Below are 12255 nucleotides of genomic sequence, written 5' to 3' on the forward strand. Positions count from 1 at the left end.
GTGGATCGGCGATAGATTGTCGTATGGCAACAAATGTTTCGGTGAACCATCCTTTTGCGGGCCAGAGGGTGGCCCGCAAAATTGACCACGGCGAAGGGCTTAGCCCTTCAGGCCCGCCGCCTTGGCCCGTGCCGCGTGCAGTTTCTTGTAGCTGTCGATCAGGCGCAGGTGCCGGTCCAGACCTTCCAGCTTCATGCTGGTCGGCGTCAGGCCGTGGAAGCGCAGGCTGCCCGCGACCGAGGCGATCACCGCATCCATCCGCTCGTTGCCGAACATGCGGCGGAAATTGACTTCGTAGTCGCCCAGCTCCAGCTCGTTGTCCAGCTCCACTTCCAGCACCACGTTCAGCGCCTGGTAGAACAGCCCGCGCTCGACGGTGTTGTCGTTGAACTGCAGGAACATCTCCACCAGTTCCTTGGCGTCGTCGAACTTGCGCAGCGCGACCTGGATCAGGATCTTCAGCTCGAGAATGGTCAACTGGCCCCAGACGGTGTTGTCGTCGAACTCGACGCCGATCAGCGTCTTGATCTCGGTGTACTCGTCCAGTTCGGACTCCAGCAGGCGCTCCAGCAGCGCTTCCAGCCCGTCATCATCGAGGCGATGCAGGTTGAGGATGTCTTCGCGGAAGAACAGTGCCTTGTTGGTGTTGTCCCAGACCAGGTCGTCCACCGGGTAGATTTCCGAATAGCCCGGCACCAGGATGCGGCAAGCGGTGGCGCCGAGGTCGTCATACACGGCCATGTACGCTTCCTTGCCCATGCCTTCGAGGATGCCGAACAGGGTCGCGGCTTCGTCGGCGTTGGAGTCTTCACCTTGGCCGGAGAAGTCCCACTCGACAAATTCGAAATCGGATTTGGCGCTGAAGAAGCGCCACGACACCACACCGCTGGAGTCGATGAAGTGTTCGACGAAGTTGTTCGGTTCCATCAGCGCATGGCTTTCGAACGTCGGCTGCGGCAGGTCGTTCAGGCCCTCGAAGCTGCGGCCCTGAAGCAGTTCGGTCAGGCTGCGTTCCACCGCCACTTCGAAGCTCGGGTGCGCGCCGAACGAGGCGAACACGCCGCCGGTGCGCGGGTTCATCAGGGTCACGCACATCACCGGGAATTCACCGCCCAGCGACGCGTCCTTGACCAGCACCGGGAAGCCTTGCTCTTCCAGGCCCTGGATGCCGGCGACGATGCCCGGGTACTTGGCCAGTACCTCTTGCGGCACATCCGGCAGGGCCAGTTCGCCTTCGAGGATTTCCCGCTTCACGGCGCGCTCGAAGATTTCCGAGAGGCACTGCACCTGCGCTTCGGCCAGGGTGTTGCCGGCGCTCATGCCGTTGCTGAGGTAGAGGTTTTCGATCAGGTTCGACGGGAAGTACACCACTTCGCCGTCGGACTGGCGCACGAATGGCAGCGAGCAGATGCCGCGCTCGATGTTGCCGGAGTTGGTGTCGTACAGGTGGGTGCCCAGCAGCTCGCCGTCCGGGTTGTAGATCGCGCGGGTGTAGTCGTCGAGGATTTCCTTCGGCAGCGCGTCCTTGCGGCCCGGCTGGAACCAGCGCTCATTGGGGTAGTGGACGAATTCGGCGTTGGCGATGTCTTCGCCCCAGAACTGGTCGTTGTAGAAGAAGTTGCAGTTCAGCCGCTCGATGAACTCGCCCAGCGCCGAGGCCAGCGCGCCTTCCTTGGTCGCGCCCTTGCCGTTGGTGAAGCACATCGGCGATTGTGCGTCGCGGATATGCAGCGACCAGACATTCGGCACGATATTGCGCCACGAGGCGATTTCGATCTTCATCCCGAGGTCAGCGAGGATGGCCGACATATTGGCGATGGTTTCTTCCAGCGGCAGGTCCTTGCCGAGGATGCAGGTGCTGCTGCCCTCCGCGGCGCTCGGCATCAGCAGGGCCTGGGCATCGGCGTCGAGGTTGTCGACTTCCTCGATGATGAACTCGGGGCCGGTCTGCACCACCTTCTTCACCGTGCAACGGTCGATGGAGCGCAGGATGCCCTGGCGGTCCTTGGCGGAAATGTCCGCTGGCAGCTCGACCTGGATCTTGAAAATCTGGTTGTAGCGGTTTTCCGGGTCGACGATGTTGTTCTGCGACAGGCGAATGTTGTCGGTGGGGATGTCCCGCGTCTGACAGTACAGCTTTACGAAGTACGCCGCGCACAGCGCCGAAGACGCCAGGAAATAGTCGAACGGTCCAGGGGCCGAGCCATCGCCCTTGTAGCGGATGGGCTGGTCGGCCACCACCGTGAAGTCATCGAACTTGGCTTCGAGTCGGAGGTTGTCGAGAAAGTTGACTTTGATTTCCATGCGGGATTACCAGAACGGGCTAAACGAAATGGTCGCCAGTATCCGGTTTTTTCCGCGGGAAGCCAGAGAGGATCGTCGGATCAGCGTGTGCAGCGCCGCTTTTGCCGAGGCAAATGCCCCACCATACCGCCACAAGCGGCAATTGCGCTGGCTCTCGTCCCACGGGTAGTATTGAGAACGATTCACACTAACATCGGAAACACCGACCCGTGCAATCTCCTCCGTCCAGCAAGCTGGGATTCTTTTTCAGCGACCATCACCGTTGGCTGCTGCAGCATATCCATCGACACTTGCGCAATCACGCGGACGCCGAGGACACCGCCGCCGATACGTTTTGCCAGTTGCTGGCGGCCCGCGTCGATCCCGACAGCATCGAACAGCCGCGCGCCTATCTGTCGACCATCGCCCGGCGTCTAATCTTCGACCGTCATCGCCGGCGCAAGCTGGAACAGGCCTACCTCGAACGCCTGGCGGCGCTGCCCGAGGCACTGGCGCCCTCTCCCGAAGAGCAGTTGCAACTGCTCGAAGCCCTGGTCGCGATAGACCGGGTCATCGACGGCCTGCCGATGATCGTCAAAGCCACCTTCCTCTACAGCCAGCTCGATGGCCTGAGCTACGTGGCGATCGCGCAGAAGCTCGGGTTGTCGGAGCGCACCGTCAGCCGCTACATGAAACAAGCGTTGCGCCAGTGCTACCTGTGCGAGGTGGCGCCATGAGCAAGGCGCGCCTGGACCGCGTCAGCGAACAAGCCATCGACTGGATGGTCAAGCTGCGCGCCGGCACTCCCGATGCCGCACTGCTGGAGCGTTTCAACGCCTGGCTGGCGCTGGACCGTGCCCACAGTCAGGCCTGGGAAAAACTCCAGGAGCGTCTCGGCGGCTCGTTCAATACGGTGCGCGCCCTTGACCGGCGACTGCCCGGCCAGGCCGGCGAAGCCCGCCAAGTACTGTTGCAACCCCAGGCCTCGCGCCGCGACGCCCTGCGTGTGATCGCCGGCCTGGGTCTGCTCGGTGGCGGCGCCTGGCTGGGCGCCCGCAGTCCGCTCGCCGATGCCTGGCTGGTCGACCTGCACACCGGGCGCGGTGAGCGCCAGCATTTCAATCTGGCCGACGGCAGCCGCCTGAGCCTCAACGCCAACAGCGCTGTCGACCTGCGTTTCGATGACCAGCAACGGCTGGTGATCCTGCGCCGAGGCGAACTGATCATCGATGTCGCCCCCGACGCCAACCGGCCGTTGCGGGTGCGCACTGCCGAAGGTGAGCTGCGCGCACTGGGCACGCGCTTCCTCGTCGCCCAGGAACAGGACGCCAGCCGCCTGGTGGTGTTGCAGCACTCGGTGCAGGCGCAGTTGTTCGATGGCACGACGCAGGTGATCCCGGAAGGTCAGTCGGCATTGCTGTTGCCAGGACGGATTGCCCTGGTCAACGGCGACCAGCGTTACCGCAGCGACTGGCTGAGCGGGCGGCTCAACGTACTGGATGAATCCCTCGATCAGGTGGTCGAGGCGCTGCGCCCTTACAGCCGTGGTTTTGTCCGCGTGGACCCCAAGGTTCGCGGCCTGCGCGTGCAGGGCGTGTTCCCGCTCGACCAGCCGGAGCGGGCGCTGGACGCGCTGGCCGAAACCCTGCCGATCCGGGTGGATCGCTACAGTCCCTGGCTGACCCTGATCGGCCCGAAATGACCGGACGAAAATATTTTCTGAAAATTGATCTTGTTTGTGTCCGGTTTTCATTTCTCGTCCCACCTATCTCCTGACACTTCCACACACTCAGGAGATTGTTGTGATCAACACCTGGCCCAACGCCCTTTCCGTCGCGGTTGCCCTGGCAACCCTGGCGAGCCCTGCCCTGGCACAAGACCTGACCTTCAACCTGCAACCCGGCCCTCTGGCCAGCACCCTCAATGCGATCGCCGGCCAAAGCGGACGCATCATTTCCCTCGACCCGGCGCTGGTCGGCGGCAAACAGGCGCCAGCGGTGAGCGGCCGGATGTCCGCCGAGCAGGCCATGCAGCACGCGCTGTCCGGCAGCGGCCTGCAATTGCGCGTGACCAGCCAGGGCAATTTCAGCGTCGAGCCGGCTGCGGCCAGCGAAGCGGGGCTGCAACTGGGCGTCACCAGCATCGTTGAACGCAGCAACGACCCCACCACCGAAGCCTCGCACTCCTACGCCGCCCGCGCCGTGACCATCGGCAAGGGCACCCACACGCTGAAGGAAATCCCCCAGTCGATCACCGTGATGACCCGCCAGCAAATGGACGATCAGGGCCTCACCGACCTCAAGGACGCGGCCAACATGACCACAGGGATGGTCGGTGTGCAGGGCGTCGGCAAGGGCATGATCCTCACCTCGCGGGGGTTCCAGATCGATCACTGGCAGTACGACGGCGTGCCGATCGTGCGTAACACCTACGCGCTGGGCAACTGGGCGACCCAGGACCTGATCTTCTTCGACCGCCTGGAAGTGCTGCGCGGCGCCTCGGGCCTGTTGCAGGGCACCGGCAGCCCCGGCGGCGCGATCAACCTGGTGCGCAAACGCGGCCAGAACACGCCGACCGTGAGCATCACCGGCAAGGCCGGTTCCTGGGATCACTACGGACTGCAACTGGACGCCGGCGGCCCGCTGAACCAGGCCGGTACTGTGCGTGGCCGTTTCGTCGCCGACGAAGACCAGAGCCATTCCTTCATCGACTACGAATGGAGCAAGACCCACTCACTGTACGGTGCCCTGGACATCGACCTGCGCGACGACACCACCCTGGGCCTGGCGGTCAGCCACACCGACAGTCAGTCGCGGCCGATGATCCGTGGCCTGCCGCGCTACGCCGACGGCAGCGCGGTCGACGTGTCGCGCTCGACCTACACCGGCGCCCGCTGGAACCGCTCCGACATCGACGTCACCACGCTGCAGGCTGACCTGGAGCACCGCTTCAACGATGACTGGACCTTCAAGGTCGGCGCCATCCACATGAGCGAAGACAACCAGGCCAAGAACCAGCGCCTGCAAAGTGCCGGCGACGGCCTCGAAGCCGATGGCACCGGCGTGCAGTACGCCGACTTCGTGACCGACTTCGATGCCTCCAAGGTCGGCCTGGACATGAATCTCAGCGGCCGCTTCGAAGCGCTGTCCATGCAGCAGGAAATCATCCTCGGCGGCAACTTCTCCCGGCAAACCTCGGATGACCGCTTCGCCCGCACCTTCAACAACGCCAGCGAAACCATCTTCGACATCAATCACAACCGTCCCGACATCAGCTACGACAGCCTGATCAACACCGCGGGTGGTCGCGGCACACCGAGCAAATACGACATCAGCCAGAAAGGCGTGTACGGCAGTTGGCGAGTCAAGCCCGTGGAGCAGTTGACCCTGGTGCTCGGTTCGCGGGTGAGTTGGTATGACTACAGCTACAAGTCTGGTACCCAGTTCGCCTTCAGCAACACGGTGATCCCAAATGCGGAGAGCAAGACCAACGAAACCGGCGAAGTCACGCCCTACGCTGGCATCGTCTACGACCTGACCCGCGAATGGGCGGCCTACGCCAGCTACACCGACGTGTTCGAACGGCAGACCACCCGCGATGCCAGCGGCGCCATGCTCAAGCCGATCATCGGCAGCAACTACGAAGTGGGCCTCAAGGGCGAACTGCTCGACGGCCGGGTCAACACCTCGCTGGCGCTGTTCCGCTATGACCACGAAAACCGCCCGGTCAACGATGTGGCTGCGGGCTTTGCCTGCAATGGCGGGTACTGCTCGATTGCTGCCGGCAAGGTGCGCAGCCAGGGCCTCGACGCCGAGATCAGCGGCGAAGTGCTCAGTGGCCTGCAACTGTTCGCGGGCTACACCTACAACACCACCAAGTACCTTGAAGACCCGAGGAACGAAGGCAAGGTCTTCAGCACCTGGACGCCCAAGCACATGCTGCGGGTCTGGAGCGACTACCAGTTCAGCGGCGACTGGAGCCGGGTCAGCACCGGCGTGGGCTTCACCAGCCAGAGCCATACGTTGGGTTACGAGCGCTCTTTCGACGTGCCGGGCTACACCGTATGGAGCGCGCGCGTCGGCTACCAGCTCACACCGGAAATCGGCCTGGCGCTGAATGCCAACAACCTGTTCGACAAGCACTACTACACCGCCGGGTACAACCAGCTCGACGGCAACAACAACTTCGGTGATCCGCGCAATGTGATGTTCAGTGTGAAGTACACGCCGGTGTTCTGAGGCCCGATGACGTGCTCCCGATCTACCGATACCCGCCTTGCCGGGGTCGGAGGTCGGGGCCGTTCTTCACTGGGCTGACGCCCCACGGCCTCGCCCGCAGGGTGCGGCAATCATTTCAGGTCGGTCGCCACCCGGCTGATCGCTTCGACCACCAGCCGGGCCAACTGCTGGATATCCAGCATGGCTACGCTGGACTGCTCAGCCAGTTCCAGAACCTTGCTCGTATGGTCGTAACTGCGCTGGATCTGGCCCAGAGCATCATCGGCCAACGCGCGATTCTGCTTGACCACCTCGACGATCTCGCCAGTAGCCTGGGTAGTCCGTGCCGCAAGCTTGCGCACTTCATCGGCGACCACCGCGAACCCCCGCCCTTGTTCACCCGCACGGGCCGCTTCGATGGCAGCGTTGAGCGCCAGCAGGTTGGTCTGGGCCGCAATCGCGCCGATGGTCTGCACAATCGAGCCGATCACCAGCGACTGGGCCTCCAACGCCTTCATGGTGGTGGTCACCGACCCCATCTGGCCTGCAATGTCCTGCAAGGCCTTGTTCGACTCGGCGAAAATTGTCATCCCCTGATCCGCGCGCTGACCGGTGTTCAGTGAAGTCTGGTAAGCGAGGTCTGCCGCCTGTTTCACCAGATTGGCCTTCTCCACCTGGTCGGTGACGATATTCGCGAACTTGGCGACTTTGTAGACGCGACCGCGCACATCCTCGATCGGATTGTAGGTAGCCTCCAGCCAGACGAGCTGTCCGCGGCTATCGAGCCGGCGAAAGCGGCCGGCAACGAAGCGGCCTTTGTTGAGTGACTTCCAGAATTCCGAATACTCCTGCGAAGCAGCATCTTCGGCCACACAGAACAAACGATGATGCCGGCCCTGGATCTGCGCCAGTGTGTAGCCCATGGCCTTGAGAAACTGCTCATTGGCATCCAGCACCGTACCGTCGAGGTTGAACTGAATGATCGCGGTCGACCGCGTCAGTGCGCGAAACATCTCCAGACCGTCCTTGTCCTGGCGCGGCAACCCGGGTGCAACCGTTCCATAACCCTGGAAAACGCTATCGCGCTCACGTACCCAGAAAAGGTTCATGACCACGGGCAAGCCGTTGGCACTTCGGCAACGCAGCGGCTGCTCCTGCTCCACGCTGGCCATGGTTGCGCAGCCGGGTTCGAGCAACTCGCTCAAACGCCTGCCCGCCAGGGCCTGTGGCGAGTAACCCAGGGCCTCGGCAAACGCGGGGTTGACCCCGATAAGCACGCCCGACTCATCCAACCGGGCCGAGACCAGTCCCTGCTCGAAACGGTCGAACATATCCCTCAAACCGTCGAGTTCTTGTTTGCATTCGAGCAACGCTTGCTCACAACGACGATTGAACACAGTACCTCCAGCCCAAGCGGGTTTTAATATCAGGGGGTGCTGGCCTGCACGCGGTTTTTTCCAGCACTCTTGGCCTTGTACAAATTGCGGTCGGCATGGGTAAGGATTCCCGATGGATCCTCGTCCCTGAAAAAGGGCACGAGCCCTGCGCTGAAGGTGAACATGGCCGGTGCCGTGTCACAGCCACGAACCGCTTCGAGCAGGCGATCGGCGTACGCCAGTGCCTGGTCTGGGTCGACGGTATCGATGACCACCCCGAACTCCTCACCGCCGAGCCGGCCGCTGCAGTAGCTTCCCGGGACGGCACGCAGGCAGTCAGCCAGAGCGCACAGCACCTGATCCCCGGCGACATGTCCAAAGCCATCATTGATTCGTTTGAAATCATCCATGTCTATCATCAGAAAAAAGCCCCCCGGCCGGGACGCGACGAAGCTTTCGAAGCGCTCCATCAATGCACGCCGGTTGAACAACGACGTCAGATGGTCGGTCTCGGCGAGTCGGCGGTAGTGCCGCTCGATATCCAGGGTGGTTTGCAGGGCCTTGATGTAACTGTGGTTGTTGACCCAGCCCAGACACAGCGAAAACACCACGAACAATCCGAGGTAACGCAGGTTGCCCCCCTGCCCTTGCAACCCCGCGTCCGGCCAGATCAAAAGCCAGGTCAGGACGCCACTCACCAGGTAGTCCAGCCGCCCGCGGATCAGCAAGGACGCGCCGACCACCGACAGCACGGCGAACGGCAAGGAGTACTGGGCGTGCAGTAGCGGGTACTCACTGAAGAGCCGCCTGTACCCAAGTACGAAAACGAACAGGAAGACCAGTCCCGAGTAGCGCCAGACCCTGTCGGAGGTGGTGAATGTATGGAGCAGAAACAGCGACGCCAGCAGGGTCAGCGTCATCCAGGGCACGGTACTACCCAGGCGCTCGTACAACATCAGGTTGATGGCCACCCAACTGCCGATTGCCAACAGTTCGGCAGCCACCACACCAGTGCGCAGCAACAACCGGATTCGCTGGTCATGGTTGGCAGGGGCGCCCGTGACCCGTACAGAAAGATCATGATTGTGTGGCATCTTCACCCAGCTCCATGCTGACCCTCACAACGGCAAAGGTGATTGCCATGGTTTGCCTGACCAACAGGGTGAAGCTCGGGCACAGTTCCACCAGGTTGCCGAACGTCTTGAAGTAGCCCTTGTTCTCGCCTTCCCTGACCAGACGCATGACATGCGTGCTGGAAACGCACAACCGGGCCGACAATTGCGCATAAGTCGACGACTTGTAGCCCTTGCTCGTCGAGCGAGACTTCAAGGCATCGACATAGAGCGCCAACATCGGCAAATGGCCGCCATCCTTGTTGATGATCCATTTCGCCTCAGGCTGCAGGGCGTCGAGCATGATATTGGCGTCCAGCAACCTGCGCAGGCCGCAGAAGAAGCAACGGATGATTTCATCGTCTGTTTTGTTGAAAAATTCAACAGCGCCGGGCGCCAACGACATGGCAGGGAGCAGATAACTCTTGATCAGTCGAGCTGCCTCGAACGAGGCCATTTCAGTCGGTGCGTAAGTGCGTTGACGGGCATCCTCCGGGTGAGCCTGCACGTTCATATAACCGGAGATAAAGAAGAACGAAAAATAAGAATCAAGGCTGTTGCGTGACAAATACCCTCTCGCCTCGCAGAACTGCTTAACTTTGGATAACGGCACCAGGTTATCGCTGTAATAAAAACTACACAGCGATAACACAACCATCAGCCGGTCATACTTCAACAGCGTTTTGTAAAAGAAGGGTTTTCTCCGATAGTTCTCAATGATCAACTCCAGGTGAAGAACGATGGCGTCATCGATATCGGCCTCGACCATGCTAGAAATCGTGTTGTCCAGGTATTCCAGCAGCTCGGTTTTTATCATCAATATTCAGACACCCCTCGGATGATTACATAAAGCCATCACTCAATAAGGTTTTGAGTATAAATGCTTTTCCGAGTGGCCCACTTTCTCCCCAAAAATGTTCCAGACGCATCCAGACTAATTATTCATCCCGATAAATCAGTACGATTAATACGGTCATAATTATCTGTCACGGTTTGTACCCGATACTGCGGCATATTCACTTTTCGTAAAAACTAGGGCGTCCAGTCCACCCCATGCTCCTCCAGATAAACATCCACAGCCGCCCCCACCGTTGGCTGGAACACATCACTGCCAATCCGCGCCAGCACTTCCAGGCGCCGCAGCTTGTCCTTCACCGGATCCTTCATTTCGGCAAAACGCAGCTCAATGCCTGCGGAACGCAAGTACTGTTCAAGCTCGATCAACATGTCCGCCGAGGTGACGTCCACGCTGGTGACCGGTTCTGCGGCGATGACTATCCGGCGGACCTGTGTCGGTGACTGTTCGATGGCTTGCAGAACGCAACTCTGGAACTGCTCGGCATTGGCGAAGAACAGCGGCGCATCCCAGCGGAACAACACCAGGCCCGGCACCAGGCGGGCGTCGGGATAGCGGCTGATGTCGTGGTAGCCACGAATCCCGGCAACCCGCCCCAGCACCGCGTAATGCGGGCGCCAGCCGTCCCACAGGAATTCGATTACGGCGATCACCACCGCCAGCCCGATCCCGGGCACGGCACCCAGCACCACCACACCGATGAAGCAGACGATCGACAGCCAGAACTCCCATTGCTGAATGCGGTAAATGCGCAGCAGGTCACGGAATTCGAACAGGCCAATAGCGGCGGCGATAACCACTGCCGCCAGGGCGCTGACAGGCAGATGGCGCAGCAGGTCAGGCGCAAACAGCAACAATAGGCCCACGCCAAGGGCGCCGAACACGCCGGTGAGTTGGCTGCGCGCGCCAGCGGCTTCGGCCACCGGAGTCCGCGATGAACTGCTGCTGACGGGAATGCCCTGGAACAGGCTGGTGGCGAGGTTGGCCATGCCCAGGCCGATCATTTCCTGGTTGGGGTCGGCCGGCGAACGGGTCCGGGCGGCGTAGGTGCGCGACAGCACGCTGGTGTCGGCGAATGACACCAGCGCCACGGCGAAGCCACCAATCAATACGGTGGTCAGTTCGTTCAACCCGATCAGCGGAATGGAAAAACCTGGCAAGCCCTGAGGCAGCGACCCAACCACCTGAACTCCCTCGGCCTCCAGCGCAAAACCCCACGCCGCCAGGGTGGCGAGCACCACAGCGATGAGGATGCCCGGCACCCGCTCGAAACGCTTGAGCAGCAGAATGATCGCCAGGCTGCCGCCACCGAGGGCGAAGGCGTGCCAGTTGGCCTTGCCGTCGAACAGCGCCTGGAACAAGCCGGGTATGTCGTGCAACGGCCCGGCGCTGTCGAGGGAGATGCCGAAGAGTTTCGGGGTCTGGCTGATCAGCACGGTGAAGGCGATGCCGTTCATGTAGCCGTAGCGGATCGGCTTGGACAACAGTTCGGTGATAAAGCCCAGCCGCAGTAAGCCAGCGGCAGCGCACACCAGGCCGGACACCAGCGCCATGGCGCTGGCCAGGGTGATGGCGCGCGCGGGATCGCCCGCAGACAGCGGCAACACCACCGCCAGGATGATCGCCACCAACGCCGAATCCGGGCCCAGCACCAGGAAGCGGCTGGGCCCGAACAGTGCGTAGACCAGCAGCGGAATGATGGTCGCGTACAGGCCGTAGATACCCGGAACTCCGGAAGCCTGGGCGTACGCGATACCGACCGGCACCAGCATGGCGGTCAGCACAATCCCGGCGAGCAGGTCTTTCGGCAGCCAGGCCAGCGGGTAATTGCGCAACATCTCCAGCCCCGGCATCCAGCGCCGCCAGCCGGAGCGAAGGGACGCGGGGGTACGGGGTAGCTGGCCTTGCCGAGGGGGTGTTGTGGAGGGTGGCTGTTCCATGGGGTGTGGTGGCTTCCGTGCGAAATAGGCAGGGAAGCCTAACATCCTTCGCGAGCAAGCTCGCTCCTACGGGGCGAGGCGCGCGCGTCGCTTTTGTAGGAGCGAGCTTGCTCGCGAAAAGACCTAACGCCGGCAATTAACGTTGTCGACTATATCGCTCCGCATTCGACGCCCTGGATAAATCCGGGCGTTCAATCACCGTGGGCTCATCGACGTCTATGTAGTCATCACGGTCCTCGGCGCCTGCAGGTTTGACGTCATCGGTATCCTCACCCTCCTCTGCCGGAAGCCATTCCTGGCCCTCTGTCGGGTCATTGGCACTGTCCGTTTCGCGGTCCTTTTCGTCGCTGACCATAATCACCTCAGGTTATTGACCTCGTCCGGCAAACGTTGCCGGAGAGTTACTGCACTTCGCGCATCCGGGTCACGGTAAATGTATCGCGCACGTTCTTGCAGAGTGGGCGCAATGGC

8 protein-coding genes and 2 pseudogenes are annotated in these 12255 nt (G+C 61.6%); 3 read left to right on the forward strand and 7 right to left on the reverse strand.

Annotation, left to right across the window (positions count from 1 at the left end):
• Positions 1 to 99 precede the first annotated feature (99 nt).
• On the reverse strand, positions 100 to 2304 hold the full coding sequence (locus DM374_RS04365; protein ID WP_110968774.1) for an OsmC domain/YcaO domain-containing protein: 2205 nt from the start codon (positions 2302 to 2304) through the stop codon (positions 100 to 102).
• A 209-nt stretch (positions 2305 to 2513) separates the two neighbouring features.
• On the opposite strand from DM374_RS04365, the gene DM374_RS04370 reads away from it, so the two are divergent.
• The 3 genes from DM374_RS04370 (at position 2514) to DM374_RS04380 (ending at position 6521) form a co-directional block, all read left to right on the forward strand.
• Positions 2514 to 3020: a sigma-70 family RNA polymerase sigma factor gene (locus DM374_RS04370; protein WP_110968775.1), complete on the forward strand. Its 507-nt coding sequence runs from the start codon at positions 2514 to 2516 to the stop codon at positions 3018 to 3020.
• On the forward strand, positions 3017 to 3985 hold the full coding sequence (locus tag DM374_RS04375) for a FecR family protein (RefSeq protein WP_110968776.1): 969 nt from the start codon (positions 3017 to 3019) through the stop codon (positions 3983 to 3985). Before DM374_RS04370 ends, DM374_RS04375 begins: the two co-directional genes overlap by 4 nt.
• Positions 3986 to 4085: 100 nt before the next feature.
• The gene (locus DM374_RS04380) at positions 4086 to 6521 is read left to right on the forward strand and encodes a TonB-dependent siderophore receptor (RefSeq protein WP_110968777.1); all 2436 of its coding nucleotides are present in this window, start codon (positions 4086 to 4088) and stop codon (positions 6519 to 6521) included.
• A 110-nt stretch (positions 6522 to 6631) separates the two neighbouring features.
• On the opposite strand, the pseudogene DM374_RS34250 reads toward DM374_RS04380, so the two are convergent.
• The 6 genes and pseudogenes from DM374_RS34250 to DM374_RS04405 all read right to left on the reverse strand — a co-directional run.
• A pseudogene (locus DM374_RS34250) lies at positions 6632 to 6991 on the reverse strand (methyl-accepting chemotaxis protein); the annotation flags it as partial.
• Positions 6992 to 7186: 195 nt separating this feature from the next.
• Positions 7187 to 7831 (reverse strand): annotated as a pseudogene (locus tag DM374_RS34255) (PAS domain S-box protein); the annotation flags it as partial.
• Between the two features lie 95 nt (positions 7832 to 7926).
• Positions 7927 to 8970, reverse strand: coding sequence for a GGDEF domain-containing protein (locus DM374_RS04390; RefSeq protein ID WP_110968779.1), 1044 nt, complete (start codon positions 8968 to 8970; stop codon positions 7927 to 7929).
• Positions 8954 to 9805 carry a hypothetical protein gene (locus DM374_RS04395; RefSeq protein ID WP_110968780.1) on the reverse strand — a complete coding sequence of 284 codons (852 nt, stop codon included), beginning with the start codon at positions 9803 to 9805 and terminating at the stop codon, positions 8954 to 8956. Before DM374_RS04395 ends, DM374_RS04390 begins: the two co-directional genes overlap by 17 nt.
• Before the next feature lie 215 nt (positions 9806 to 10020).
• Positions 10021 to 11697: a sulfate permease gene (locus DM374_RS04400; RefSeq protein ID WP_225422447.1), complete on the reverse strand. Its 1677-nt coding sequence runs from the start codon at positions 11695 to 11697 to the stop codon at positions 10021 to 10023.
• A 223-nt stretch (positions 11698 to 11920) separates the two neighbouring features.
• Complete coding sequence (locus tag DM374_RS04405) at positions 11921 to 12139, reverse strand: hypothetical protein (protein WP_110968782.1); 219 nt, start codon at positions 12137 to 12139, stop codon at positions 11921 to 11923.
• Between the last annotated feature and the right edge of the window lie 116 nt (positions 12140 to 12255).

This window comes from Pseudomonas huaxiensis (assembly GCF_003231275.1).
Lineage (GTDB): Bacteria > Pseudomonadota > Gammaproteobacteria > Pseudomonadales > Pseudomonadaceae > Aquipseudomonas > Aquipseudomonas huaxiensis.

Bases quoted from the DNA above. Each gene is read 5' to 3' on its own strand.
- DM374_RS04365 (WP_110968774.1), bottom strand. From the start codon at position 2,304: ATGGAAATCAAAGTCAACTTTCTCGACAACCTCCGACTCGAAGCCAAG.
- DM374_RS04375 (WP_110968776.1), top strand. From the start codon at position 3,017: ATGAGCAAGGCGCGCCTGGACCGCGTCAGCGAACAAGCCATCGACTGG.
- DM374_RS04400 (WP_225422447.1), bottom strand. From the start codon at position 11,697: ATGCCGGGGCTGGAGATGTTGCGCAATTACCCGCTGGCCTGGCTGCCG.
- DM374_RS04395 (WP_110968780.1), bottom strand. From the start codon at position 9,805: ATGATAAAAACCGAGCTGCTGGAATACCTGGACAACACGATTTCTAGC.
- DM374_RS04405 (WP_110968782.1), bottom strand. From the start codon at position 12,139: ATGGTCAGCGACGAAAAGGACCGCGAAACGGACAGTGCCAATGACCCG.
- DM374_RS04390 (WP_110968779.1), bottom strand. From the start codon at position 8,970: ATGCCACACAATCATGATCTTTCTGTACGGGTCACGGGCGCCCCTGCC.